24 protein-coding genes are annotated in these 25,868 nt (G+C 66.4%); 9 read left to right on the top strand and 15 right to left on the bottom strand.

Annotated features, from left to right (window positions below; translation table 11 throughout):
• Positions 1-74: 74 nt before the first annotated feature.
• From flgA to ABH900_RS02220, 4 genes are all read left to right on the top strand, one after another.
• Positions 75-731 carry a flagellar basal body P-ring formation chaperone FlgA gene (flgA, locus tag ABH900_RS02235; protein WP_429620864.1) on the top strand — a complete coding sequence of 219 codons (657 nt, stop codon included), beginning with the start codon at positions 75-77 and terminating at the stop codon, positions 729-731.
• Positions 732-806: 75 nt separating this feature from the next.
• Entirely contained in the window at positions 807-1,112 is a 306-nt protein-coding gene (gene flgM, locus ABH900_RS02230) for a flagellar biosynthesis anti-sigma factor FlgM (protein ID WP_429620862.1), read from the top strand.
• Positions 1,109-1,447 carry a flagellar protein FlgN gene (locus tag ABH900_RS02225; RefSeq protein WP_429620860.1) on the top strand — a complete coding sequence of 113 codons (339 nt, stop codon included), beginning with the start codon at positions 1,109-1,111 and terminating at the stop codon, positions 1,445-1,447. The genes flgM and ABH900_RS02225 overlap by 4 nt, the downstream gene beginning before the upstream one ends.
• Before the next feature lie 91 nt (positions 1,448-1,538).
• Positions 1,539-2,759, top strand: coding sequence for an ATP-binding protein (locus ABH900_RS02220; protein WP_429620858.1), 1,221 nt, complete (start codon positions 1,539-1,541; stop codon positions 2,757-2,759).
• A gap of 85 nt (positions 2,760-2,844) precedes the next feature.
• Here the strand turns inward: ABH900_RS02220 and ABH900_RS02215 are convergent, their stop codons facing one another.
• Both ABH900_RS02215 and ABH900_RS02210 read right to left on the bottom strand, forming a co-directional pair.
• The gene (locus ABH900_RS02215; RefSeq protein WP_429620856.1) at positions 2,845-4,620 is read right to left on the bottom strand and encodes an EAL domain-containing protein; all 1,776 of its coding nucleotides are present in this window, start codon (positions 4,618-4,620) and stop codon (positions 2,845-2,847) included.
• A gap of 4 nt (positions 4,621-4,624) precedes the next feature.
• Positions 4,625-6,727 carry a PAS domain S-box protein gene (locus tag ABH900_RS02210; RefSeq protein ID WP_429620854.1) on the bottom strand — a complete coding sequence of 701 codons (2,103 nt, stop codon included), beginning with the start codon at positions 6,725-6,727 and terminating at the stop codon, positions 4,625-4,627.
• Between the two features lie 131 nt (positions 6,728-6,858).
• Here ABH900_RS02210 and ABH900_RS02205 point away from each other — a divergent pair, with 131 nt between their 5' ends.
• On the top strand, positions 6,859-9,618 hold the full coding sequence (locus tag ABH900_RS02205; protein ID WP_429620852.1) for a bifunctional diguanylate cyclase/phosphodiesterase: 2,760 nt from the start codon (positions 6,859-6,861) through the stop codon (positions 9,616-9,618).
• 348 nt (positions 9,619-9,966) lie between these two features.
• On the opposite strand, the gene ABH900_RS02200 is transcribed toward ABH900_RS02205, so the two are convergent.
• The 7 genes from ABH900_RS02200 to ABH900_RS02170 form a co-directional block, all read right to left on the bottom strand.
• On the bottom strand, positions 9,967-10,494 hold the full coding sequence (locus ABH900_RS02200; RefSeq protein ID WP_429620850.1) for a hypothetical protein: 528 nt from the start codon (positions 10,492-10,494) through the stop codon (positions 9,967-9,969).
• Positions 10,495-10,618: 124 nt separating this feature from the next.
• Positions 10,619-10,834: a hypothetical protein gene (locus ABH900_RS02195; RefSeq protein WP_429620848.1), complete on the bottom strand. Its 216-nt coding sequence runs from the start codon at positions 10,832-10,834 to the stop codon at positions 10,619-10,621.
• A gap of 98 nt (positions 10,835-10,932) precedes the next feature.
• A complete protein-coding gene (locus tag ABH900_RS02190; RefSeq protein ID WP_429620846.1) occupies positions 10,933-12,123 on the bottom strand; it encodes a methyl-accepting chemotaxis protein in 1,191 nt (396 codons plus the stop codon).
• Between the two features lie 176 nt (positions 12,124-12,299).
• Positions 12,300-12,914 (bottom strand): high frequency lysogenization protein HflD, encoded by a 615-nt coding sequence (gene hflD, locus ABH900_RS02185; protein WP_429620844.1) that lies wholly within the window; start codon positions 12,912-12,914, stop codon positions 12,300-12,302.
• The gene (gene mnmA, locus ABH900_RS02180) at positions 12,911-14,053 is read right to left on the bottom strand and encodes a tRNA 2-thiouridine(34) synthase MnmA (RefSeq protein WP_429620842.1); all 1,143 of its coding nucleotides are present in this window, start codon (positions 14,051-14,053) and stop codon (positions 12,911-12,913) included. The genes hflD and mnmA overlap by 4 nt, the downstream gene beginning before the upstream one ends.
• Complete coding sequence (locus tag ABH900_RS02175) at positions 14,050-14,511, bottom strand: NUDIX hydrolase (protein WP_429621414.1); 462 nt, start codon at positions 14,509-14,511, stop codon at positions 14,050-14,052. The genes mnmA and ABH900_RS02175 overlap by 4 nt, the downstream gene beginning before the upstream one ends.
• 1 nt (position 14,512) lies before the next feature.
• A complete protein-coding gene (locus ABH900_RS02170; RefSeq protein ID WP_429620840.1) occupies positions 14,513-14,986 on the bottom strand; it encodes a hypothetical protein in 474 nt (157 codons plus the stop codon).
• A 112-nt stretch (positions 14,987-15,098) separates the two neighbouring features.
• Between ABH900_RS02170 and clpS the strand changes: the two genes are divergently transcribed.
• On the top strand, positions 15,099-15,425 hold the full coding sequence (clpS, locus tag ABH900_RS02165) for an ATP-dependent Clp protease adapter ClpS (RefSeq protein ID WP_429620838.1): 327 nt from the start codon (positions 15,099-15,101) through the stop codon (positions 15,423-15,425).
• Between the two features lie 106 nt (positions 15,426-15,531).
• Here clpS and ABH900_RS02160 read toward each other — a convergent pair whose 3' ends face one another.
• Positions 15,532-16,344, bottom strand: a complete 813-nt coding sequence (locus ABH900_RS02160; RefSeq protein WP_429620836.1) for an APH(6) family putative aminoglycoside O-phosphotransferase — start codon at positions 16,342-16,344, stop codon at positions 15,532-15,534.
• A gap of 138 nt (positions 16,345-16,482) precedes the next feature.
• On the opposite strand from ABH900_RS02160, the gene clpA reads away from it, so the two are divergent.
• Positions 16,483-18,768, top strand: coding sequence for an ATP-dependent Clp protease ATP-binding subunit ClpA (clpA, locus tag ABH900_RS02155; protein WP_429620834.1), 2,286 nt, complete (start codon positions 16,483-16,485; stop codon positions 18,766-18,768).
• A 74-nt stretch (positions 18,769-18,842) separates the two neighbouring features.
• Here the strand turns inward: clpA and ABH900_RS02150 are convergent, their stop codons facing one another.
• The 3 genes from ABH900_RS02150 to aat form a co-directional block, all read right to left on the bottom strand.
• A complete protein-coding gene (locus ABH900_RS02150; protein ID WP_429620831.1) occupies positions 18,843-19,232 on the bottom strand; it encodes a hypothetical protein in 390 nt (129 codons plus the stop codon).
• Between the two features lie 202 nt (positions 19,233-19,434).
• Complete coding sequence (gene infA, locus ABH900_RS02145; RefSeq protein WP_005409596.1) at positions 19,435-19,653, bottom strand: translation initiation factor IF-1; 219 nt, start codon at positions 19,651-19,653, stop codon at positions 19,435-19,437.
• 86 nt (positions 19,654-19,739) lie between these two features.
• Positions 19,740-20,480: a leucyl/phenylalanyl-tRNA--protein transferase gene (aat, locus tag ABH900_RS02140; RefSeq protein ID WP_429621412.1), complete on the bottom strand. Its 741-nt coding sequence runs from the start codon at positions 20,478-20,480 to the stop codon at positions 19,740-19,742.
• Positions 20,481-20,551: 71 nt separating this feature from the next.
• Here aat and ABH900_RS02135 point away from each other — a divergent pair, with 71 nt between their 5' ends.
• On the top strand, positions 20,552-21,820 hold the full coding sequence (locus ABH900_RS02135; protein WP_429620828.1) for a hypothetical protein: 1,269 nt from the start codon (positions 20,552-20,554) through the stop codon (positions 21,818-21,820).
• Positions 21,821-21,904: 84 nt separating this feature from the next.
• On the opposite strand, the gene ABH900_RS02130 is transcribed toward ABH900_RS02135, so the two are convergent.
• Positions 21,905-23,029 (bottom strand): GNAT family N-acetyltransferase, encoded by a 1,125-nt coding sequence (locus tag ABH900_RS02130; RefSeq protein WP_429620826.1) that lies wholly within the window; start codon positions 23,027-23,029, stop codon positions 21,905-21,907.
• Positions 23,030-23,221: 192 nt separating this feature from the next.
• Here ABH900_RS02130 and ABH900_RS02125 point away from each other — a divergent pair, with 192 nt between their 5' ends.
• On the top strand, positions 23,222-24,700 hold the full coding sequence (locus tag ABH900_RS02125; RefSeq protein WP_429620824.1) for an N-acetylmuramoyl-L-alanine amidase family protein: 1,479 nt from the start codon (positions 23,222-23,224) through the stop codon (positions 24,698-24,700).
• 118 nt (positions 24,701-24,818) lie between these two features.
• Here the strand turns inward: ABH900_RS02125 and trxB are convergent, their stop codons facing one another.
• Positions 24,819-25,790, bottom strand: coding sequence for a thioredoxin-disulfide reductase (gene trxB / locus ABH900_RS02120; RefSeq protein WP_429620822.1), 972 nt, complete (start codon positions 25,788-25,790; stop codon positions 24,819-24,821).
• Positions 25,791-25,868 lie beyond the last annotated feature (78 nt).

Below are 25,868 nucleotides of genomic sequence, written 5' to 3'. Positions count from 1 at the left end.
TCGACGCTATAAAGGCAGTGCTCTGGCACGCCGCTTGCACGCAGCTGGGCCAGATCCCCTCGACAGGAGGCGCCATGCGCCGGGTCACATATCTATTCGCCATCGCGCTGGCCCTGGCCGCGCCGTGGGCGGCTGCCGCGGACTGGCAGCCGGTGGCCAGCATCCGTGCGGCGGCTTTGTCGACACTGCCGGCTGGCAGCGAGGGCGAGGCCCAGGTGGCCGACGCGTTGCGCCTGCCCAAGTGTGGCGGCGCACTGCAGGTGCAGCCCACGGCCAACACCACGGTGGAGGTCAGCTGCCCCGATGCCGGCGGCTGGCGCCTGTTCGTGCCGGTGAAGGTGCGGCGCAACCAGACCGTGCTGGTGCTCAACCGTGGAATCGGCACTGGAGAAACCCTCACCGCCGCCGATATCACTACTGCCCAGCGTGACGCCGCCCGGATTGCCGGTGCTGTGCTGACCGATCCCAATACAGCGATCGGCCGCATCGCCCGCCGTCCGTTGCAGGCCGGAGCCCTGCTGTCGAACAACGACCTGGTGGTGCAGCGTCTCATCAAGCGAGGAGACAATGTGGCTCTGGTATCGCGTCGTGGCTCGGTCGAGGTCCGCATTGCCGGTCGCGCGATGGGCGATGCGGGTGAGAACGAACGGGTCTCGGTCGAGAACCTGTCCTCGCGGCGGATCGTGCAGGGCACGGTCGATGCCGCAGGTGACGTAATCGTGGCGCGTTGAATTACCGCAGAATATCCCTAAAGATCACGGCCCTGCGGCCGTTATCCCTTGTGAACGGCAACTCCAGGAAACCCCATGAGCCAGAAAATCGACGGCAACCTGCAGGTCCCCCAGGCACTGCGCAGCGTCACGACCCCGGCCAACAAGCCCGGCGTCAGCAGCGATTCGGCGGCACGCCCGGTCGAAGCGGCCGACAGCCTGCGCCTGACCGGCGAGGCCACCAACCTGCAGGCCATCGAGCGTGAGCTGACCACCGCCCCGGCGATCGACGCCCAGCGCGTGGCCGCCGTGCGCGAGTCGCTGCAGAACGGCACCTACAAGATCAATCCGGACGCGATCGCATCGCGCATGCTCGATCTGGACCAGCAGCTGCAGGGATGACGGCAGCGATGAGCGAGCCGCTGCAGCGTCTCGCCCAGGCCCTGGACGTTGAGCGCCAGGCCCTGGTCGAGCACGACGTGCACGCCCTGATCCGCGCCACCGGTGCCAAGCTGGAGGCGTTGCGTGCGCTGGAAGGCGCACCGCCGGTCGGCGAGGGTGAGCAGCTGCAGGAACTGGCAGAACGCAACCGCGCCAACGGCGTGCTGCTGTCGCGGCGCCGCCGTGAAGTGAACTGGGCGCTGCGCCAGCTGGGCCGCACCGAAGACGCCTCGGCCTATGACGCCAAGGGCCAGTCACATACGGTCAGCGTCGGCCGTCCCCTCGCCGTCGCCTGACGCGACGGCGATCGCACAACACCCTCCGGCGGGCTGAAGCCCGCTGCATGACCGCGTATATTGGGCGCCTGTTCGAACGCCCCGAGTCGCCGTGTCCGCTGCCAACGCCCTGGTTACCGCCCCCCTTCCGCCGCAGCCGGTGCTGCAGGCCCTGCTTGAGCGCCTGCGCGAAGGCCTGTTGCTGTTCACCGAAGACGGGCAGGTGGCCCTGGCCAATCCGGCCGCGCAGAGCCTGCTGGCCAGTGGCGAAGACGGTGGACTGCCGCCGCCGCAGCGCCTGCGCGAACTGCTGCCGCCGGACGCGCTGGAACAGGCGCGCCAGCATGGCCACTGGAACGGCAGCCTGCCGCTGGGCGAGGGCGTGGTGATTGCGCACCTGTACCACCATGGCCCGGTCGGCGAAGGTCACTTCCTCGCACTGTTCCGCCACATCGAGGGGCAGGAGGACTATGAGCGCGAGCTGCAGCAGCGCCACGCCGAGCTGCGCCAGGCCTACCTGCGCCTGAACGGTACCCAGGAAAAACTGCTGCAGTCGGAGAAGATGGCCTCGATCGGCCAGCTTGCCGCCGGCGTCGCGCACGAGATCAACAACCCTATCGGGTACGTGCACTCCAACCTGGGCAGCCTGCAGGAGTATCTGCGCAGCCTGTTCACCGTGATCGAAGCCTACGAGCGTGCCCTGCGTGCACCAGACCCGAAGGCGCTGATCCCGGAAATCGACGATATCCGTGACCGTCTGGACATCGATTTCATCAGCCGCGACCTGCCCCAGCTGATGGCCGAATCACGCGAAGGCATCGAGCGGGTGACCCGCATCGTGCGCGACCTGAAGGACTTCTCGTACTCCGGTCGCGACGAGTCCTGGAAGCTGGTCGATCTGCACGCAGGCCTTGAATCGACCATCAACATCATCTGGAACGAACTCAAGTACAAGGTCAGCCTGGTGCGCGAGTTTGGGCAGCTGCCGCTGGTGGAGTGCCTCCCGTCGGAGTTGAACCAGGTCTACATGAACCTGCTGCTCAACGCCGGTCACGCCATTGCCGAACGCGGCACCATCACCGTGCGTACCGGCGTCGATGGCGACCACGTGTGGGTGGAATTTGAAGACACCGGCGGCGGCATCTCGCCGGAACTGCGCCAGCGCATCTTCGATCCGTTCTTCACCACCAAGCCGGTGGGCAGTGGCACCGGACTGGGCCTGTCGATTTCCTACAGCATCATCAACAAGCACCATGGCCGCATCGACCTGGACAGCACGCCGGGCGTGGGTTCGCGCTTCCGCGTGGTGCTGCCGGTGAAGCAGCCGCGCTGACCTGCTTCTGCCGGAAGTTCCGCCGGGCATGGCCCGGCGCTGGCCACCCATATCGGTGGCGCCGGGCCATGCCCGGCGGATGCGGTCAGCGCAGTGGCGGGCGATCCTCGCCACTCTCGCCTGGCTCGGTCGCCACCGGCCCGGCATTGCTGCGTCGCTGTTCCTCGTAGGTGCGGAATGCCTGGTGGATGTGCTTGCGTAGTTCGTCGTCGTTCCATGGCTTGGTCAGGAAGCGATAGATCGCGCCGCGGTTGATCGCATCGGTCACCGTGTTCAGATCCGTGTAGCCGGACAGCACCAGACGGATGGTGTCCGGGTACAGCATCTTCACCCGGCCCAGGAACTCGGTGCCGCTCATGTCGCTCATGCGCTGGTCGGACAGGATCACCTGCACATCGTTGATCGCCAGCAGGTCGAACGCATCGCGCACGTTGCCCGCGGCCAGGATGCGGTAGCCATCGCGCCGGAACAGGCGCACCAGTGAGCGCAGCACGTTCTCTTCGTCGTCCAGCAGCAGCAGCGTGCGGTCTGGCCGGGTCTCGGCGAAGGCTTCCGGCCGCAGGTAGCGGCGGCGCAGGGTCATGCCGGCCGCATCCGCGGACATCGGCTCGCCGAACAGGTAACCCTGGAACACGTCGCAGTCGTTGCGGCGCAGGAAGCCCAGCTGAGCCTGCGACTCCACGCCGTTGGCGATCACCGTCATGCCCAGCTGGTGGCCCATGGCAATGATCGCGCGGGCGATCGCCGCCTCGCGGTTGCCGGCCGGCGCGCTCTTGATGAAGCTGCGATCGATCTTCAGCTTGTCTACCGGGTAGCGCACCAGCGCGCTGAGGCTGGAGTCGCCGGTACCGAAGTTGTCCAGGCTCAGGCTGATGCCTTCGTTGCGCAGGTTGGCCAGCGTTTCATGCACGAAATTGACGTTGTTGGTCAACGCGCTTTCGTTGATCTCCAGCGTCAGCATCTGCGCCGGCACGCCAGCGGCCTGTATCAGCGACATCACCTCAGCGAAGAAGTTCGGCCGCAGCAGCTGCAGGGTGGACACGTTCACTGCGATGGTGAAGTCATCGAAGCCCTGGTCGCGCCACAGCCGGGCCTGCTTCAAAGCGCCTTCCAGCACCCAGGTACCGATCTGCACGATGATGCCCAGCCGCTCGGCGGTACGCATGAAGCGTTCCGGCACCAGCATGCCCAGCGTGGGCGACTGCCAGCGCAACAGCGCTTCCATGCCAACCACATGGCCGTCGCGGGCGCTGACCAGCGGCTGGTAGCGTAGCTTCAGTTCGCCGTTGGGAATGGCATCGACAATCTGCCGCGCGATGATGCTCTCGCTGTGCGCGCTCGGCGGCGTGTCCACCGCATGGATGCGAACCGCGTTGCCTCCCTCGCGGGCGGCCTGGTAGAGCGCATCCTCGGCATGGTCAAGCAGGCGCGAAGCGCTGCTGGCATGTTCCGGGCACAGGCTCACGCCCAGCTTGCCGGTCATGAACAGCGTGTACGGCAGCACCGACAGCGGCAGCTCCATCTGTTGGCGGATCTCTTCTGCGAAATCCTCCGGCAACGCCACATCGTCGGTGCGTGGCACTGCGATCAGGAACTCATCGCTGCCATGCCGCCAGAGCTTGCCGCGCCCGCGCAGGTAGGACTGCAGGCGTTGTGCCACCAGCACCAGCGCCTGGTCGCCCACCTCAGCGCTCATGTTCTCGTTGACCGAAGCGAAGTGGTCGATGTCCACGTGCATCAGCATCAATGCGGTGCCGCCGGAGGCGGCCTCGGCGACCATCGCCTGCAGCTCGGGATTGCCGGCGCCAAGGCGGTCGGGGGCATCGTCGATGCTGACCGGGGGCAGGTTGGGATTCCACATAGGCTCAGTATTCCGGTGAATCGACGGCGGCCATGCCGGCCGCCTGATAGGGGAGATGGACGTCGATCAGGGTACCTTCGCCGTGTGCGGACTCGATCCGCACATGGCCACCGACACTCTGCGCGCGTTCGCGCATCACGATCAGGCCCAGGCCGCGCGGGCCATCCGGATCGAAGCCCTCGCCATCGTCACGGATCTGCAGGTGCAGGCCGCGCTGTCCGATGTCGCGCAGCTGCAGCTGCACCTGGCTGGCCCGTGCGTGACGCAGTGCGTTGGTCAGGCTTTCCTGGGCGATGCGGAAGCAGGCCTGTTCGATGCTGTTGTCGGGGCGCTGCGGCAGCGGCTCGATCTCGGCCAGCAGCTCCACCGGAGACGAGCGGAACAGCACCCGCGCCTGCCAGCTCAAGGCCGCCTCCAGGCCCAGCGCATCCAGCTGCGGTGGCCGTAGCAGGGTCGAGATGTCGCGCAGCTTGGCCACCGTGGTGTCGGCCAGGCTGACGATCTGTGCCAGGTCCTCGCGGCGACGCTGTGGGTCGTCCTCGTCCTGCGCTGCATGGGCAGACAGCTTGATGGCGGTGATTGCCTGGCCGATGTCGTCGTGCAGGTCACGCGAGATGGCGCGGCGCTCGTCTTCCTGCAGCGAGAACAGGCGTCCGGCCATCGCCTGCAGCTCGCGGTTGCTGGTTTCCAGCGCACTGCGCGTACGCTCTGCGTCGCTCAGGTCGCGCACGATCAACAGCTTGCAGTCGCGGCCGCCGTAGCGCACTTCGCCCACGGCCAGGCCAGCATGGAAGCTGCGGCCATCGCAGCGCTGCATCGCGACCACGCTGCTGTGGCCAGGCCCCAGGTGCAGTTGGCCGGCGCGCAGCTGGCTGCGTACCCGCGGCAGGTCGGCGGCAGCCACCAGCGCCGACAGCGGCTCGCCCAGCAGGGTGTGGCTGCCATAGCCGAACAGGCTGGCGGCCCAGGCATTGGCATACAGCACATGCTCCTCGGACAGGATCACCACCCCGTCGGGCAGGACCCGCACCAGTTCCCGGAACTGCTCTTCACGCTCACGCAGCAGGCGACGCGACTGCTCATGCTCGGTCACGTCCTGCAACGTGCCCAGTACGCGGCTGCGACCGGCTTCGTCGATGCCGCTGGCGGCGCGCAGATGCACCGTCAACGCGCGACCCTCCATCGACAGCAGCGGCAGCAGTACATCCACCTGCACCGCATCCCCCGAGCACAGCTCGGCCAGCAGGTGTTCGGTCTGCGTCGCAGTGGTCGGGTCGGCCGGTACCAGCAGCTCGTCGAAGCGATGCCAGCGGCGCGCTTCCGGCGGGCGGCGGCCGAGCAGGCGGTAGACCTGGTTGGAATAGCGCCCCAGCCCGGTGGACGGGTCCAGCTCCCAGGCGCCGATGCGGGCCAGCTCGTGTGCTTCCTCCACGCGCGCCAGCGCCTGGTCGCGGCGCAGCTGGGCCAGATCCTCGGCGGTGCGGTCGATGGCAATCAACAGGCGGGCATTGTGGCCGTCGTAGCTGATGGCATTGGAGCGCAGCTCCATCTGCCGCAGGCTGCCATCGCGCAGCTGCAGCTGCGCGCGCAGGATGCACAGCTCCTGGGGCGCCTCGCGGATGGCTTCCAGCTTGGTCTGCAGCGCCTGGTCCTGACCGGGGGGCCACAGTGCGTCGATGCTCTGCTCCAGCAGATCGTCGTGGTCCCAGCCGAAGGTGGTGCAGGCGGCGGGATTGGCATCCAGAATCGCCAGCGTATCCAGATCGTAGACCAGGATCGGGCCGGGGTTGCCTTCGAACATCTGCCGCAGGCGCAGTTCAGAGGCCTGCTGGCGGGCATGGGTACGCAGCGCGTGCTCGGCCAGCGGACGCAGCAGCAGGTACAGCAGGCCCGCACTGGCCAGGGCGAAGAATGCGCCCTTCAGGCCCTGCCACAGCGCTGCCTGTTGCGGGTCGGGGACCAGTGCCTGGACCAGGCTGTCGGTGGAGATCATCCAGGCCAGCGCCATCACCAGGTAGCTCAGCACCACCCGCCGCCGGTCACGGCTCAGCGCCTGCGCCATCCGCGGGTCGGGAACTGGGGCGTTGCAGGTCGGTTCTGCGGGCATGGACAGGGCAGGGGAAAGGGGCGCCGGCCATCTTACCGCGCAGGTGTGCCGTGACCACTCAATTATCCGCCGCAGGCGCCGTTAACCACTGCGTGCCCCGCTGACGGGCGTGTCATCCGGAGCAAGATCGCGTGGACCAAGGGATCATCGCCAGCCTGCTGCAGCACCCGCTTGCGTCGGCGCTGGTCATCGTCGACCGTGCTGGACGTCCGTTGGCGGCCAACCCGGCTGCGCGCGAACATGGCCTGCCGGCCACCGTTGCCGCTTATGCGCCGATGCTGGAGGATCTGCGCCTGATGGCCGCCGATGGCGGCATCGTCGCCTGCACGCTGCCGGGTGGCCCGCGCGGCCACTATGACGGTCACCTGCGCGCCGTGCATGACAGCACCGGCAACCTGCTGGCGTTCACCCTGAGCATTCCCGAGCCGGTGCCGGTCGATGGCGGCGGCCGCTGGGAACTGGCGCTGGACAGTGCCGGGCACAGCCTGTGGGACTGGGACATCCCCAGCGATCGGGTGGCGCGCACGCCGGCACTGGGCGATGAGACTGCTACTGAAATGCTGTCACGCGTGCACAGCGAGGACATCGTGCAGGTGCGCGCCGCACTGGACGAGCACCTGCACGGACGAAGCGAGCAGTACAGTGCACAGTTCCGCTTCCGCCAGTCCGACGGGCAGTGGCGTTGGGTGCTGGATCGCGGCCGGGTGGTCGCGCGCACGGCCGACGGCCAGCCACTGCGCATGGTGGGTACGCACACCGACATTGAGCAGCAGAAGCAGCTCGAAGCGCTGCTGCAGGAACAGCAGCTGCACCTGAGCGAGGCCCAGCGCATCGCCAGCATGGGCAGCTGGTCGTTCGATCCCACTACCCGCCACTTCTGGTGGTCCCCGGAGCTGCGCTCGCTGCTGGCGCTGGAGCAGGGTGCCATCCCGGGCCAGCGGCGTTGGCTGAAACAGCTGCATCCACGTTCACGCGGTGCGTTGCGTGCGGCCTGGCGCCGCCTCTGGCGCGATGGTCGTGCCGCCAACCTCGAGCTGGAGCTGACCCGCGGCAAGGAACCCTCGCAGCACCTGCGCCTGTGGATGCAGCCGCTGCTGGACATGGATGGCCAGCCCAAGCGCCTGCTGGGCCAGGTACAGAACATCACCGAACAGCACCAGACCGACGCGCTGATCCGCTGGCGCACCGAACTGCTCAACCGTGTTTCCGCGTTGGGCCGCATCGGCGGTTGCGAGATCGAAGTGCAGACCCGGCACATGCAGTGGACCGAGGAGTGCTACCGCATCCACGGCTTGCGCAAGGAACCGATCACCCTCGACCAGGCGCTGGCGCTGTACACCGAAGACTCGCGCGATGCGTTTGAGGCGGCGCTGGTCCGCATCGCCAACGGCGGCCTGCCCGAGCAGCTGGACCTGTGCTTCTACCGCCAGTCCGGCCTGCGTGTCTGGGTGCAGGTGCTGATCGAGCTGGACCGGCGCGACGGCCTGCCACCGCGCTTCGTGGTGCTGTTCCGTGACATTACCCGCGAGCGCGAAGCCAACGAACGCATCGAGCTGCTGGCCCATTACGACCTGCTGACTGGACTGCCGAACCGCGTACTGCTCGGCGAGCAGACAGCTGAAGCCATCGAGGAGGCGCGCGATCGCGGTACCTCGTTGGCGATGCTGTTCATCGATCTGGACGGCTTCAAGACCATCAACGACAGTTTCGGCCACGCCACCGGCGATGCCCTGCTGAAGGCAGCGGCCACCCGCCTGCACCAGAACCTGCGCAACAACGATCTGTTCGGGCGCTTCAGTGGCGATGAATTCATCGTGGTGCTGCGCGACCTGGCCGAGCCGGAAGACGCCGGCCACGTGGCGCGGAAGCTGATCGGCTCGCTGGCCGAGCCGCTGCGTCGTGGTGAAACCACGCTGAAGGTCGGCGCCAGCGTCGGCATCGCCATGCTGGGTGACGCGCAGACCGACTTCGATTCGCTGCTGCGTGCCGCCGACGCTGCGATGTACGCGGCCAAGGAAGCCGGGCGTAACACCTACCAGTACTACAGCCAGGATGCGCTCGCACGCATCCAGCGCCGGCTGGAGATCGAACACGGCCTGCATGGCGCGATCGAGCGCGAGGAGTTCAGCCTGGCCTACCAGCCGCTGCTGCATGCCCACCAGGGCGAGCCTCCGGCGATCGAAGCGCTGCTGCGCTGGCATCGTCCCGGCATCGGCTACTGCAGCCCGGCCGAGTTCATTCCCATCGCTGAAAAATGCGGCGAAATCGTGCGCATCGGCGACTGGGTGTTGAATGAAGCCTGCCGCCAGGCGACCGCCTGGGACCGTGCCGGCCTGCATTTCGATCGCATCGCGGTGAATGTATCAGCGGTGCAGCTTCGTGATCGTGGTTTTGCCGAACGTGTGATCGAGATCTGCCATGCCCACGGCTGGGCGCCACAGCGGCTGGAGCTGGAACTGACCGAGTCGGCATTGATTCGTGACACCGACATCCTGCGGCATTGCTTCGACGTGCTGGAACGCCACGGCGTCCCGCTGGCGGTGGATGACTTCGGCACCGGCTTCTCCAACCTCAACTACCTCAATCGCTTCCCGGTGGGTCGCCTGAAGATCGACCGCAGTTTCGTGCAGGGCATGCTGCACGACTCGGGAACGGCTGAAGTGACCCAGGCCATCGTGCACCTGGGCCATGCGCTGGGCATGAAGGTGGTGGCCGAGGGCGTGGAAACGCACCAGGAAGAAGACATGCTGCGCCGCCAGGGCTGCGACGAGATCCAGGGCTACCTGTACTCGCGCCCGCTCAGCCCGCGCGACCTGGCACAGTGGCTGCGCCAGCAGCATCCGACGCCGATCCGCACCGACGCCAGTGGCGAAGTGGTGCTGGCGCGCTGACAACCGCCCTCTGGCGGCGCCCGCTCTGGTGGGTGCCGACCGTTGGTCGGCACTGGGGCTTGCACTCGCGGCCATCCACGCATGGCGTGGATCTACTGGCGGCACCTGCGATGGTGGGTGCCGACCGTTGGTCGGCACTGGGGCTTGCGCTCGCGACCATCCATGCATGGCGTGGATCTACTGGCAGCAGCTGCAATGGTGGGTGCCGACCGTTGGTCGGCACTGGGGCTTGCGCTCGCGACCATCCACGCATGGCGTGGATCTACTTGGCAGCACCTGCGATGGTGGGTGCCGACCGTTGGTCGGCACTGGGGCTTGCACTCGCGACCATCCATACATGGCGTGGATCTACCGCTTCGGGTCGGTGAATCGTCGCGGAAACTCCGAGCGCACCCGCGCGTGCACGGCCTCCACAACCTCGGCATAGCGTCGCAGCTGGATGCGATAGCCCATATAGAACACCAGCAGAAAGCCCAGCATCGGCCACGCCATCGGGTGCATCACGATGATCGGCAGCAGCATCATGGCCAGAATCAGCGCGAACCAGCTGCATCGCCCGATCACGCGAACCTCGCGGCGTCGCTTGTCGACCACCAGCTGGCCGTGCATCAGTGGAAAGTAGCGGCCGCCATAACCCGGCGCGAAGCTCTCACGAAACACTGCACTGCCGTCCGGCAGTGCATGGAATACGAAGCTCAGCCACTTGTCGGTAGGAAGGTCGTACTCCAGGCCGCCCAGCGATAGCCGGGTCAGTTCAGCCGGGGAGGCGGCAACGCGCTGGTTGAACAGGACGATGCCGGTGCGGAAGAAGAAGGGTGCCCAGAACAGCAACAGCAGAAGCTCCAACAGCATCAATGCGATCAGTGCGATGGCCATCGGTCTTCCATGAACGGGACCGGCGCATCATGCCACAGCGACTGCGCCGCTCCAGCAGATCCACGCCATGCGTGGATGATGTCCTGGAGCTCGCACTGTCACGTCATCCACGCATGGCGTGGATCTACTTCAGTGCTTCTCCATCCAGCCCCAGGTCCCACGCCAGTCCCAACAGGTCTTCACCCACGTGGGGCGGCGCAGGCCGCGCATCCGCCAGCTGCTGCAGTTCGCGGATTTCCTCACGGGCGACGTCCTCCAGCTGTTGCAGCTGCTCACGCACGCTCGCGTTGCGCGGGCGCTCGGTATCGGTGAGGGAGGGCAGGGCACGGATCAGGGTCATGGTGCGCGTACAGGATGCATCCAACGGCAGGTTACAGGCAAAGGCCCCGGGCGAACCGGGGCCTTGCGGGCTGCCGGCAATGGCAGCAGGCATCTCGATCAGAACAGCTCGACGGTACCGGCGCCCATGCTCTGCTGAGCAACCGGCTTGTGCGGCGGCCGTTCCCATTCGCTGCGCAGTTCGCGCAGGCGGCTGCCGGTGCGCTGCAGGGCGGTGGCGATTTCTTCGTCGAACACGCCGCCATTGCGATGCAGCAGTTCCTGCAGTGCCACCGCCTCACGGTTGATCGCGGTCAGGCGGTCCAGGTGGGTGTGCACGCCGCCCAGCGCCTGGGTGGCAATGTCCTCGAACTGCAACGCGCGCACGGCTTCGGCCACGCTGCCATCGATCGAACGGGCGCAATCGGACACTTCGCGCATGCCGTCGCCCAGCGAGGCATTGATCTGGGCCACGTTGTCGAGCATCGCGGCCGCTTCCTGGCGCGCTTCGCGGGAGCGGTCCATATCACGCGAGGCCATGTGCGAAACCGTCTCGCGGACCTTGGCGATGGCGTCCTTGGAGCTGTGGGCGAGCTTGCGGATCTGCTCGTTGAAGGTGGTCGAGCGCTCGGACAGGTTGCGCACTTCGTCAGCCACCACCGCAAAGCCACGACCGGCTTCACCGGCGCGCGCCGCTTCGATGGCGGCATTCAGCGCCAGCAGGTTGGTCTGGTCGGCGATCGACTTGACGTCTTCCAGCAGGGCGAAGATGCCGTCCAGGTGCTGCGCCATCTGGTCGATGTGCTGCACCGTGGTGGAGCTCTGGCCGCTGACCTGCTCCAGTGCTTCGACCAGCTGTTCCATGCGGTTGCTGGCGTGCTGGGCGAAACGGGCAACGTCGAGGCCGGCGCTGCCTTCATCACCGGCGCGGTCGACGATGCGCGACAGGGCCTGGCTCTGCTGGCGCGACTTGCGGTTCATCGCATCGAAACTGCCGCCGAGGCTGGACACCGCCTGGCGGATCAGGTCGCGGGCGCGCTCCACTTCACCGCGTGAACCGTCGATCTCGTTGCCGACGAAACTGCGCAGTTCGGTCAGCAGCTGGTCCTGTTCACGCAGGACGCGGGCATGTTCCGGGGAACGGTGTGCCTGGGCACGGGTGGTCCACCACGCAAAGCCAAGCCAGCTCAGCGTCATCGTGGTCAGGATCGCCCAGCGCAGGGCGGCCGGCCATTCGAAACCGATGGCGAAGGGGAGCAGCAGGGTCAGAGCCAGGGGGGCGGCCAGACGGATGAAAATGCGTGAGTACATGGACGTTCTCGGGAGGTGCACGGAGGATGTATCGGCCGTACCCCCCTTCTCTTTAACGTCGATGTGCTTCGAAGTGCATTGTGAATGCGCCGGTTTTCCGGCGCCTTGGTGGCTTCGGGGTCAGGGCCCTTTCCTTGCCGGAAAGGGATCTGACCCCTGGGTGGGCCGCGGCGGCCTCAGGCCAGTTGCCGGTCCACGGCCTCGATCATGGCCTTGCGGCTGAACAGGAAGTCCCAGTAGCTGCCACCCAGCTGCCGCCACAGCACCGCCGAGCGTACCGCGGCCAGCAGCAGCGCGCGGATCTCGGCGACCACGCCAGCCTGTCCCAGGTAGTGCGGGTTGCCCTGCACCATCACCCGTGGCTTCAGGTGGCTGATGGTGTCCGCGTACAGGCCGCCAAGGTTGGCCAGCACGTCCGGGTGCCCGCTATCGCCCAGTTCTGCGGCCTGTTGCTGCGCACGCTCGATGCCCGAGGCGACCTTGTTCACGGTCGCCCCGTCCTGCACGAAGCGGCGCTCCAGCTGCAGCACCGACAGGGCCAGCTTGGGCAGGATCGGGTCCTGGCCCTGGCTGCGGAAGTAGTTGTGCAGCAGGCGCAGGCCGGACTTCAGCGCATCGCGGTCACCGAACACCTCCTGCGGCGAGGACGCATCGACACGGAACACGCTGTCCACGGCAGTGCGCACGGCGGCGGCGTCGGAATGGCCGGTATCGGCGATGCGGCGTACCTGCTGCAGGGCCTGGGCAATGCCGGCCAAGGCCAGGACGCGGTCGTCGACAGTGAAACTCATGCAGCGATTACCTCAAAGGGGGAAGGGGTGGTGCGCAGGCGTTGTTCCAGGGGGGCATCGGTGGCGGCGATCACCGCGCCACCCAGGCACACGTCCCCGTCATACAGCACCAGCGACTGGCCGGGGGTGACGGCGCGCTGCGGGCGGGCAAACGTGACCAGCACGCTGCCGTCGTCCAGCACCTCGACCGTACACGGCTCGTCCGGCTGCCGGTAGCGGGTCTGTGCGGTGCACTCAAAGCGTCCCGCCGGCGGTGCACCGGCAATCCAGTGTGCGGTCTCCGAACGCAGGCGGTTGGACAGCATCCACTTGCTGTCGCGGTCCTGGTCCACGTACAGCACGTTGCTGGCCACGTCCTTGCCGACCACGTACCACGGTGCGGCGGGGCGGCCACGTACGCCGCCGATGTTCAGGCCCTCGCGCTGGCCAAGGGTGAAATAGAACACGCCCGGGTGTTCGGCAATCACGCTGCCGTCGGCCGGGTCGAGAATCTGGCCGGTCCGTGCCGGCAGGTAGCGGCCGAGGAATTCGCGGAAATCGCGCTCGCCGATGAAGCAGATGCCAGTGGAGTCCTTCTTGGCATGGGTGGGCAGGCTGACATCGCGCGCGATGCGGCGCAGATCACTCTTTTCCAGATCGCCGATCGGGAACAGGGTGGCGGCCAGCTGCTCCTGGCCCAGTTGGTGCAGGAAGTAGCTCTGGTCCTTGGAGCGATCGGCGCCACGCAGCAGCAGCCACTGGTGGCCGCGCTGGGTCACCCGCGCATAGTGGCCGGTGGCGATGCGTTCGGCGCCCAGGTCGCGGGCGGCATCCAGGAAGTGCTTGAACTTCACTTCGCGGTTGCACAGTACGTCCGGATTCGGCGTGCGGCCGGCGGCGTACTCGGCCAGGAAGTGCTCGAACACACCCTTCCAGTACTCGCTGGAAAAGTCGCGGAAGTGGAACGGGATGCCGAGCAGGCCGCACACCGCCACCGCGTCACGGCGGTCGTCCTCGGCACGGCAGTCGCCACTGCCGTCGTCGGCCCAGTTCTGCATGAACAGTCCGGCAACGGCCTCGCCCTGTTGCACGAGACGCCAAGCGGCGACCGAGGAATCGACGCCACCGGAGACGCCAACCATCACGCGCGGGGTGCTCATGCGACCTCCCGGACCAGCGAAAGGGGGTGGCGCTGGCCACCCAGGTAATCGGCCACCACCTGCCATACCAGCGGGCTGCGCTGGCGCTGGCCGGCGGCCTGCAGCTCGGCCGGGGTCAGCCACAACGCGCGGTCGATGCCGGTGTCCAGCGGCTGCGCCGGGTCGTGCGAGACCGGGCGCGCCGCATAGCAGAAGCGCAGGAAGGGCGTGCCATCACCGGCAGTCCACTGGTAGCAGCCGATGAAATGGGTCAGCTGCACCGTCCAGCCGGTTTCCTCGCGGGTCTCGCGCACGGCCGCCGCGGCCAGGCTTTCACCCGGCTCGAGGTGGCCGGCAGGCTGGTTCAGCACCTGGCGGCCATCGATGGTCTCTTCGACCAGCAGCACGCGGCCGCCGTCCACCACCACCGTGGCGACGGTGGCGTGCGGTGCCCAGCGCGGGTCCGGCGTGGCGTTCAACTCAGAATTCATCCTTCTTGGTCAGCTCCAGCTCCATCGCGTCGGCGGTGCGGATGGCCGCATCGATGGCGTCGCTGAGCTGGTCCGGGGTGGCGTCGGCGTCGATCTTCACTACGAACATGGCGGTCGTGTCCTGCTTTACCCAGCCGCCCATCTTGGCGTCCTGGGAATCTTCCAGCAGACGGTTGGCCACCACCACCGGGAACTGCTTGGTCTTGGACGTGTAGGCCGGCGACCAGATCTCGCGGATGTTGTGGGTGCCGAAATCTTCCACCGCCGAGCGCACGTAGACCATCTGGGTGCGATCGTCCACCACGTCGAACACCAGGCGGTAGTCACCATCCTCGTCGACCTCGTAGGTGTAGCCCAGCTTGTCCAGGTGGCGGGCCACGGACTTGTCGGCCTCGGGCGCGGCGGCGGCGGAGCCGGCAGCGGCCAGGGCGATCAGCAGGGCGGGCAGAAGGGTCCTTTTCATGAAGATCCTGTGAAGCAGAATTGAAAGAAGATGCAATTGTGACGATGGGCGTCCGCGCCGTCCAATCTGCGGCAGGCCGACGCAGGCCCGGCGCAACCTCTATAATGGCCAGATGCCCCATGAGTCTTCCCCCGATTCCCATCACGAGCACGGCGTTGCCGTGGAGCCCGCGCGCCCGGAAGTGGCGCCGCCGCCGTTCTACCAGGTGATGCTGCTCAACGACGACTACACCCCGATGGATTTCGTGGTGGATGTGCTGCAGCAGTTCTTCAGCATGGACCTGGACAAGGCCACGCAGGTGATGCTGCACGTCCACACCCGCGGCCGTGGCGTATGCGGAGTGTTCACCCGCGAGGTGGCCGAGACCAAGGTCGCCCAGGTCAACGAGTACTCGCGGATGAACCAGCATCCGTTGCTGTGCACGATGGAAACGGCCTGACCGGCCCCGATCTGTAGAGCCGAGCCCGTGCTCGGCTGCCTTTCGTCGAAGCGTACCGACGCCTGACGCAAAGTGCGCACCAAGGCGGGCACCTACGAGGCCGGTTTCAGCCCTCCGCCAGCGCCTCCAGCGCCATCTGCGCCACCGTCTCATCGATGTCAGCCGGGTCGCCATCGTCGCGGAACCACGCCGCTGACAACCCCATGCTGGCCGCGATCCAGCGCAGCAGCCGCACACGGTCGATGCCGGACAGCGCTACGACCTGTTCCAGCCGGGCGGTAAACCGCTCCGGCCGGGTCGCCACGTGGATCCCGGGGCCGCACAGGTCCGGGTTGCTGAACAGCGTCGTGTAGTCGAATGCACGGTCACCGAGCAGCCGCTTCGGGTCGATCGCCAGCCAGCCGCGCTGGCCGAAATCCAGCACGTTGTCATGATGCAGGTCGCCGTGCAGCGGCCGGATTTCCTGCTCTTCCTGCAGCAGCACCTCCGCCCATGATCCGCACTGTTCCAGCAGCGGCGGCAGCGCAACCCTTGGCTGCAGCAGGTCGGCGAACCATGTACGCAGGCAGATCAGTTCCGTTGGCGCCGCGTTCCGTGGCCAGTGCAGCCGCTGCAGAACCTGGCACAGGATCGCGGTACAGGCGTCATCGTCGCCGTCGATCGAGCGTTGTCGCAGCGATGGGCCGGCGGCACGTTCGATCAGGATGGCCGGCCCTTCATGGGCAAGCAGGCGGGCGGCGCCGTTGCCGTCCCACCAGCGCAGCAGGCGATGGGCGTTCTGTTCCTCGGGTTCGTCGCTGACTTTCAGCATCGCCGGCTCTCCGGTGGCGGTCAGGACCGGCCAGAGGTGCGCGCGGGGCGTCTGGATGGCCGGGCCATCACGCCGCAATCGCCAGCGGCTCAGGTAGGGTTCGGTCATGCCGGGCGGGCTGTCCTGGAGTGAATGAAGATCAAGCGATCCGTACTGCTAACGCCATCTGAACGCAGCAATCCGCTAGGGTGATGGAAATCGCGTAGTCAGGCCGCATATTGTTCCCATCTGCCGCCGGAGTAATCCATGTTCAGCAAAGACCTCGAACACACCATCGGCCAGTGCTACAAGCGCGCCCGTGAGGCCCGGCATGAGTTCATGACGGTCGAACACCTGCTGCTGGCACTGCTCGACAACCCGTCCGCCCAGGCCGTATTGAAGGCCTGTGGTGCCGACGCCGAACGCCTGCGCCAGGAGCTGGAGCAGGCCATCGAGGCCTCCGTGTCCCGCCTGGCCGAAGATGACGGTCGCGATACCCAGCCGACCCTGGGCTTCCAGCGCGTGCTGCAGCGGGCCGTGTACCACGTGCAGTCCTCGGGCAAGAAGGAAGTCACCGGCGCCAATGTGCTGGTCGCGATCTTCGGCGAAAAGGACTCCCACGCCGTCTATTACCTCAACCAGCAGGATGTCACCCGGCTGGACGTGGTCAATTACCTGTCTCATGGCATCGCCAAGCTGGGCGAGGAGGGCGAACAGCCGTCCTCGTCCTCCGAGGGTGAGGGCCGTATGGAAGGTGGCGAGGGCGAGCCCAAGGGCGATGCCCTGACTGAGTTCGCCAGCAACCTCAACGAACAGGCCCGCGCCGGACGCATCGATCCGCTGGTGGGCCGCGCCGACGAGATCGAGCGCACCATCCAGGTGCTGTGCCGCCGCCGCAAGAACAACCCGCTGTACGTGGGTGAGGCGGGCGTGGGCAAGACCGCCATCGCCGAGGGCCTGGCCCGTCGCATCGTCGAAGGCTCCGTGCCCGAGGTGCTGGCCGATGCGGTGATCTACTCGCTCGACCTGGGTGCGCTGGTGGCCGGCACCAAGTATCGCGGCGATTTCGAGAAGCGCCTGAAGAGCGTGTTGACCGCGATGAAGAAGGTGCCCAATGCGGTGCTGTTCATCGACGAGATCCATACCATCATCGGTGCCGGCTCGGCGTCGGGCGGCACCATGGATGCCTCCAACCTGATCAAGCCGGCGCTGGCCTCCGGTGAGCTGCGCTGCATCGGCTCGACCACCTTCCAGGAATATCGCGGCATCTTCGAGAAGGACCGTGCCCTGGCGCGTCGCTTCCAGAAGATCGACATCGTCGAGCCGACCGTTGGCGAGACCTACGAGATCCTGCAGGGCCTGAAGTCCAAGTACGAGCTGCACCACGGCGTGACCTATTCCGACGAGGCGCTGCAGGCCGCCGTGGACCTGTCGGTCAAGCACATCGGTGACCGCCTGTTGCCGGACAAGGCCATCGACGTGATCGACGAGGCCGGTGCCCGCCAGCGCCTGCTGCCGGAAGAGCAGCGCAAGGAGCTGATCGACGTCGAGGAAGTCGAAGCGATCGTCGCCAAGATGGCGCGCATTCCGACCAAGCAGGTCAGTGCCACCGACAAGGATGTGCTGCAGCACCTGGAGCGCAACCTGAAGATGGTGATCTTCGGCCAGGACCCGGCCATCGAGACGCTGTCGGCAGCGATCAAGCTGGCCCGTTCGGGCCTGGGCAACCCGGAAAAGCCGATTGGCAACTTCCTGTTCGCCGGCCCGACCGGTGTCGGCAAGACCGAGGTGACCAAGCAGCTGGCACTGCAGCTTGGCATCGAGCTGGTCCGCTTCGACATGTCCGAGTACATGGAGCCGCATTCGATCAGCCGCCTGATCGGTGCGCCTCCGGGCTATGTCGGCTTCGACCAGGGTGGCCTGCTCACCGAGAAGATCGTGAAGACGCCGCACTGCGTGCTGCTGCTGGACGAGATCGAGAAGGCGCATCCGGACATCTTCAACATCCTGTTGCAGGTGATGGACCGCGGTGTGCTGACCGATACCAACGGTCGCGAAGCCAACTTCAAGAACGTGGTGCTGGTGATGACCACCAATGCTGGTGCGGCACAGGCCTCGCGGCGCTCGATCGGCTTCACCAAGCAGGACCACGCCACCGACGCGATGGAGACCATCCGCCGCAGCTTCACCCCGGAATTCCGCAACCGCCTCGACGCGGTCGTGCAGTTCCAGGCGCTGGGCTTCGAGCACATCCTGCGCGTGGTGGACAAGTTCCTGATCGAGCTGGAGATGCGCCTGCAGGAGAAGCACGTCAGTCTGTCGGCTACCCCGACCGCACGCGACTGGCTGGCTCATCATGGTTTCGACCCGATGATGGGTGCCCGTCCGATGGCCCGCGTGATCCAAGACAAGATCAAGCGTCCGCTGGCCGACGAGCTGCTGTTCGGCAAGCTGGTCAACGGCGGCAAGGTCAGCATCGACGTCCGCGACGACGAGCTGGTGGTCGAGGCCCAGGCTGAGCCGGAGCGCCTGCTTCCGGCCACGGTGGAATGAGCTGACGCCGGGCCAGGCCCGGCGGACCTGAAATGACAAGGGCGGCTTTTTGGCCGCCCTTGTCGTGTCTGGCATCAGCGGCGCTGGCGCGCCTTCTGCTTGAACGTGGCCTCGTCGATCGTCTCGATCCGGGCCACCTTGCAGCGCCCCGAATCGGTCAGCAGATCGCTGCGACCGCTGGCGCACAGCCGGCCCTGCTCGCCCTCGGTGACGAAACTCAGCTTCCTGGAGCGGGCCGCGGCGGAGCAGTCATTCTGGAAGTGCACCACGTAGTGGTCCTGGCCATTGCGCAGCAGGACATTGCTCGAGGCGCCGCCGCGCACCAGTTGCTGGTCGCTGCCCAGCTGGAGGCAATCGCTGGCGTTGGCGGAAGGAGGGGCGGCGGCATGTGCCGGCGTGACCGCCAGGCTGGCGGCAGACGCGGCGAGGGCGGCGAGCAGGACAGACAGCGCGGGCATGTTCATGGCGGGGCAGGGGATGGCGATCCGGACTGGACCGGATCCCACGATGCCGCCCTTCCGGGGGCTGCGAATCTGCCGCAAGCGGGGCTGACCGACGTCACGGTGAGTTCGGTCACTGTGACCTCCGGCAGGGCCGGATTTCAGGCATGACAAAAGGCCAGCAACCAGGGCTGGCCTTGTCGAAAGGGCGCCAGGCGCCGACCGCTTACTTCATGCGGTAGGTGATACGACCCTTGGTCAGGTCGTACGGGGTCATTTCAACCTTGACCCGGTCACCGGTGAGGATGCGGATGTAGTTCTTGCGCATGCGGCCGGAGATGTGGGCAATGATCTCGTGCCCATTTTCCAGACGAACGCGGAAAGTGGTGTTCGGCAGCGTCTCGCTGACGGTGCCCTCGAACTCGATGGAATCGTCTTTCGACATGTAGTCCTGTGCGGTTCAGAAAACGGCCACGCTGGGCCTAAGGCGCGGTATTTTACGCGTGACGGGCCCAGCTTGCAAAGTTTGTGTTAACCCCCGGCCAAATCCCGGGCAGGCAGGCGCCCGATCGCCTGTGTCCACGGGCCTTCACGGCCATCGCAGCGCACTGCCTGGCGCACGTGATCGAGGAACGCGGCGCGGGGCTGATGCACGGCGCCCATCCTCAGCAGGTGCGGATTCTCGACCTGGGCGTCGATCAGTGACCAGCCCCAGCCATGCAGGATGGACGCCAATGCGGCCAGCGCGGTCTTGGAGCCGCCGCTGGCACCACTGAACATACTTTCGCCGAAGAACATCGTCCCGAGTGCGACACCATAGATGCCGCCGACCAGCGTCTGACGATCCCACACCTCGATGGAGTGGGCGAAGCCCAGATCGTGCAGCTGGCTGTAGGCCTCGACCATCGCCGGGCTGATCCAGGTGCCGTCCTGCCCGGGGCGGGGTGCAGCCGCGCAGGCGCGCATGACCCGGCCGAAGGCCGTGTCGGCGGTGACCTCCCAGTCGCTGCCGCGCAACTGGCGACGGAACCGGCTGGACAGGTGCACGCCATCGGTACGGAACACGATGCGCGGGTCCGGCGACCACCACAGGATCGGCTCGCCCTCGCTGAACCACGGGAAGATGCCGCCAGCGTACGCGTTGAGCAGGCGTGCCGCATGCAGGTCGCCGCCGATCGCCAGCAGGCCATCAGGCTGGCGTAACGCGGTTTCGGCCGGAGGGAACGGGGCGTCGGGCGCGTCGGCCAGGCGCCAGGGCAGCTGGCGGGTCATGCCGCCATTGTATTCGCGGTGGCCGTGCGCGATGTCTGGCACCATCACCCTCCACCGGCAAGGAGCCTCCCATGAGCGATTCGATCACCGCCCTGCTCGATGTGCACGACGCGCCGCGGACGCGCAACGACAGCCAGGGGCTGCTGCTGGCGTTGGCCAGCGAAGATCGCCGCCAGCTCGGTGCCGTGATGACACAGGCGCTGGCCCGGCGCTCGGCCGGCTCGAGCTTCCTCGACATGGCGCTGGATCTGCTGGCGGACGAGGCGGTGCCTGGAGTCTGCGCCGATGCCTGGCGCCGCTATCGTGAGGGCGAGCGCAGCGAACTGCTGGCTGATGTGCTGACATTCGCCAGCTACCAGGCGCCGCAGGTGCTCCAGGATGAGTGGGAGGCACTGCTGGCGGTGGCCATCGAAGACGAGGTGCAGTTGGCTTCGCAGGTCTGGCAGGCCCTGCCGGAGGCGATCGCCCTGCAGTGGGCGCAGGTGCTTGCCGAGGCCGACGATGATCGGGAGATGATGCGCGCGCGGGCCCTGCTGCTTGCCGCTCAGCCCGGAACCTACGCCGTCGCGCGAGGCTACCTGGCGGACTGGGGACGGCTGGACGCCGAGGTCTGGGCACACTGGGCCGGTGTTGCCAACGGTCCGCTGCCGCGCCGCTTGCACGATGAGGCGCCGCTGCACATCCGCTTCGGCCGCGAGCAGCATCGCGCACAACAGGCCGACGAGCCCAGCTGGCGCAAGCGTATCTGGCGCCTGCATCCCACCTGGAATGATGGCCGGGCGCATCATGCTGGCCGCATGGGCGGGCTGCTGGAAGCGCTGTGTGGCAGCTGCCATGCGCCGCTGCAGCGCCTGCTGCAGACCGAAGCCGCTGCGCTGCAGCCGGGTGCCGCGGGCGAGGTCACGCTTGGCCTGTGCCTGGACTGCTGCGGTTGGGAGGCTCCGCCGGTGCGCTTCTATCGCCACGATGCCGCCGGCCAGCCTGGCTGCCACCCCAGCCAGTATCGCGAGGTGCCCGCCACGCCCACCGACAATGGTGACCTGATGCAGGCCGAGGTGGGGCTGGTGGCGATGGAAAGTGCGCGCTGGCGGCAGCAGGACTGGGGGCAGTCCAACCATCGGCAGAACCTGTCGCGCGTGGGTGGCGCGCCGAGCTGGGTGCAGAGTGCGTGGTACCCGGCGTGCATCGATTGCGGCGAGGAAATGCGGTTCGTGATGCAGCTCGATTCGACGCTGCCCACCACCGCCGAAAGCACCCTGCTGTGGGGCAGTGGCGGCATGCTGTATACGTTCTGGTGCGCAAAGTGCCGGGTGAGTGGGCATTTCTGGCAGTGCACCTGAGCGTGCGGAACGGCCCGTTGCTCCGGTAGGTGCCAACCTTGGTTGGCACGCTTCGCAGGGGCCGACAGTCGAGCAAGCTCGACGCTACGTCTCGTTGCGGAACGGGCTGTGCGCCTGCAATTCCTGCTGGTAACGCCGCACATCGCGCCGCTCCTGCCGGCACCAGTCCTGCAGTGCCTCGGCGAACTCCGCGTCAGCCACCCAGTGCCGGCTGCGCACCAGTGTCGGCAGGAAGCCGCGCGCCAGCTTGTGCTCACCCTGCGCGCCGGGTTCGAAACGGGTCAGCCCTTCGCGCAGGCAGTATTCGATACCCTGGTAGTAGCAGGCTTCGAAGTGCAGGCCGGGAAGGGTCGCGCCGCCCCAGTAGCGGCCGTACAGGGTGTCGCCGCCCCGCAGGCACAGTGCGCCGGCAATCGGTTCGCCATCCATCTCTGCCAGGAACAGCACCAACCCGCGCCCCAGTGAAATGGCCAGATGGCGCAGGAAGGTCTCGGTCAGGGCCGGGGCGTTGCCGTATTCAAGGAAGGTTTGAAGGTAGAAGCGGTACATCGCCTGCAGGTCGGCTCGGCTGGCCTCGTCGCCGTGCAACACGCGGAACGTGATGCCCTGGCGGGTGACCTTGGCCCGCTCCTGGCGGATGTTCTTGCGGTGCTTGTGGTCCATGGCGCCGAGGAACTGCTCGAACGTGGTCCAGTCACCCGGGTTCTGCCACTGGAACTGCACGTCCTCGCGCAGCAGCCAGTTTTCGCCGAACGCGGCCTCGTCGTTTGCCGTGTGGAAATTGATATGGGCCGAGGACACATCCAGGCCGGGCAGCGCCTTGCGCAGTGCCGCCAGCAGATCACTGCGCCCTGAATCGTGACGGGCCAGCAACCGGGGGCCGGTGACCGGCGAGTACGGGACCGCGCCCAGCCACTTCGGATAGTAGTCGCGCCCATGGCGGGCGTAGGCATTGGCCCAGGCGTGGTCGAACACGAACTCGCCATGCGAGTTGCTCTTCAGGTAACCCGGAATGGCGCCGATCAGGCACTCGTCTTCCCACAGCGTGAAGTGGCGGGGTTGCCAGCCCCAGTCCTCGCGCAGGCAGCCGTGCTCTTCCAGTCCAGACAGGAAGGCGTGGCTGACGAAGGGATTGCGGCCGTCATGCAGGGCATCCCAATCGGTGGCGGGAATGGACTGCAGGGAGTCGAGGAAGCGGGCGGAAGGCATGGGGGGAAAGGATAGGGCAGGTGGATCGCGAACGGTGTTGGCGGGGCTGGGCCGGTTTGTTCTGGTTGAGGGTGAGGAAAGTTTGAATTGTCCATCCGTGTGCGCCCGCTGCGGATTCACTTGCACTCGACTCGGCACGGTGTCGGGGCGCTGCATGAGCGGCGCGTAGCCCGCCACATGGAGAAATCAACAATGAAGGGATTGAAGTTTGCCCCTGTCGTGGTCGCGTGCGGCCTGTTCTTTGCATCACCTGTATTGGCTTCTGGAGCTCAGGTGGAGAAAGTGGCTGAGGATCCAGGCGCATATGCGGAGGTGGTTGCACTGTTGGAGCGCGAGGCTGCGAGTCAGCTGACGCGTCATCTGCAGCAAACGGGGGAGCTGCGACAGGTCAGCGTCAGCATCCGTATTGATATGAAGAATAGATCAATGATGGTAAGTTTTGGCCCTGGATACCTTCCCGGCCCGGAAGGCAGCTATGACGAGCTCTTCCTGATTCCGATGGCGTCCTCATTGAGGTTCTACGCCGAAAAATCGGGACTGGACGTGAACGACATTGATTTCCTCTTTGACGGGAAAACCCTTGAGGAGTACTACCCCGAGGATCTGGCCGTTCCGCCGCAGGTTCAAGTGAGGTCTACGCAGACATCAGCCTTGGTCTCGGCAAGTCATGGCTACATCAGCCTGCATCCCGGCAGGGAGTGGGAGTTTCAGCGACCGGCGCCCCTCGGAGTTCAGGAGGACACGCTGAGTCCAGCATATGGCGACGAACTTCAAGGATTGATTGAGCAACGTAGCGGATTGACGGTGCACCGGGCACGAAGTCGCTCTACGGAACTCCATCCGGAGTCAGGAAAGCCATGGGAGCACATGTCATCGCGCTATCACCTAAAGGCGCTTTTTCCCGAGCGCACCGACATGTGGAATGAATTTCCGAACAGTCCAGCGTCTGCTCGCGAAAAGGACGAGGACATAAGAGCCCGCCCAAACTACGCCAACCATCTGGGTGTGGACGTGATGCTGAGCCTGCACACCAACGGCAGCGAATCCGCCAGCGTGCGCGGCACCGAGGTCTACTACCATCAGGAAAAACCGCAGGACAAGCCCCTGGCGGACAGTATCCTGTGTGCGATGCAGGAAATCATCCGCGCGCAACCTGGCTATCAGGATTTCCCGATTCGCGAGAGTTCGAGCGCGGCCAGGCACGGCGAGAACCGCATCGGAACGATGCCCTCAATCATCGTCGAGACGGCCTATCACTCCAATCCCGACGATGTGGCTGCCCTGCAGGATCCTGTCTTCCGTGCCGCCTCCATGAAGGGGGTGGAGAAGGGCTATCGCCTGTGGGCAGCTGGAAAGACGTGCGAGCCCCTGGCCCTGCATCCGATCCCGGATGTGGATGTGCTGGTTCAATCGTCCCGCGACGTTGGCCTGGGTTACACCGGCAATCCCCAGTACCCGCTGGCCGTGGAGCTCTCGCTGACGTCCTGCTCGGAGGCGGGCGCATGCACGCCAACGACGACGACCTTCGACGATCCGGTGAAGCCGTTGGCGATCACTCTCGCCTGCAATGGGCCGGGTTCGGGTGTGGTGCGCTTGACGGCTGTGCTGCGGGATGCAGATGGGGTTGCGACGGCGCCGGTCGAGTTTGCGCAGGCCTGTGTACGGGGGTGAGGGCATGTGCAGGGCTGCCAGGCATGGCCTGGCACTACTGAAATGCAAAGGCCGATGCTCTCGCATCGGCCTTCTCGGTCGAGCATGGCTCGACTCTACACAGAGGCGGGAGTGGGGCTCAGCTGGCCTTGCCCTCGGCGTCCAGGAAGCGCTCGGCGTCCAGTGCGGCCATGCAGCCGAAGCCGGCCGAGGTGATCGCCTGGCGGTAGTGCTGGTCGGCCACGTCGCCGGCGGCGAACACGCCTTCCACCGAGGTCTGGGTGGCGTTGCCGCCCAGGCCCGAACGGATTTCCAGGTAACCGTTGTTCATCGCCAGCTGGCCGTCGAACAGGGTGGTGTTCGGGTGGTGGCCGATGGCCACGAAGAAGCCGTGGGCGTCGATGTCGCGGGTGCTGCCGTCCTGGGTGGACTTGACGCGCACGCCGGTCACGCCGGCATCGTTGCCCAGCACTTCTTCCACCTGGTGATGCCAGACGGTTTCGATCTTGCCTTCGGCCACCTTCTTGAACAGCTTGTCCTGCATGATCTTTTCCGCCTTCAGGGTGTCGCGGCGGTGGACCAGGTAGACCTTGCGGGCGATGTTGGACAGGTACAGGGCCTCTTCCACGGCGGTGTTGCCGCCGCCGACCACGACCACGTCCTGGTCGCGGTAGAAGAAACCGTCACAGGTGGCGCAGGCCGAGACGCCGCGACCCTTGAAGGCTTCCTCGGTCGGGATGCCCAGGTACTTGGCAGTGGCGCCGGTGGCGATGATCAGCGCGTCGCAGGTGTACTCGTGGCTGTCGCCGATCAGCTTGAACGGGCGCTGGGAGACGTCGGCGGTATGGATGTGGTCGAAGATGACCTCGGTCTCGAAGCGCTCGGCGTGGGCCTGCATGCGCGACATCAGGTCCGGGCCCATCAGGCCATGGGCGTCACCGGGCCAGTTGTCCACCTCGGTGGTGGTCATCAGCTGGCCGCCCTGCTGCAGGCCGGTGATGACCACTGGCTTCAGGTTGGCGCGGGCGGCGTAGACGGCGGCGGTCCAGCCGGCCGGGCCGGAACCGAGGATGACGAGGCGCTGGTGGCGGGAAGGCAGGCTGGTGCTCATGTAAACTCGCGAAAAGGTAGATGGGACAAGGCGCTGGCGATGTTTGCGCAGCATCCGTGGCAGGTCATAGAGTGGCGG

This window comes from Stenotrophomonas sp. AN71 (assembly GCF_050435725.1).
GTDB lineage: Bacteria > Pseudomonadota > Gammaproteobacteria > Xanthomonadales > Xanthomonadaceae > Stenotrophomonas.
The sequence above is the reverse complement of the archived record's forward strand: the minus strand, read 5'-3'. Positions and strand labels throughout refer to the sequence as shown.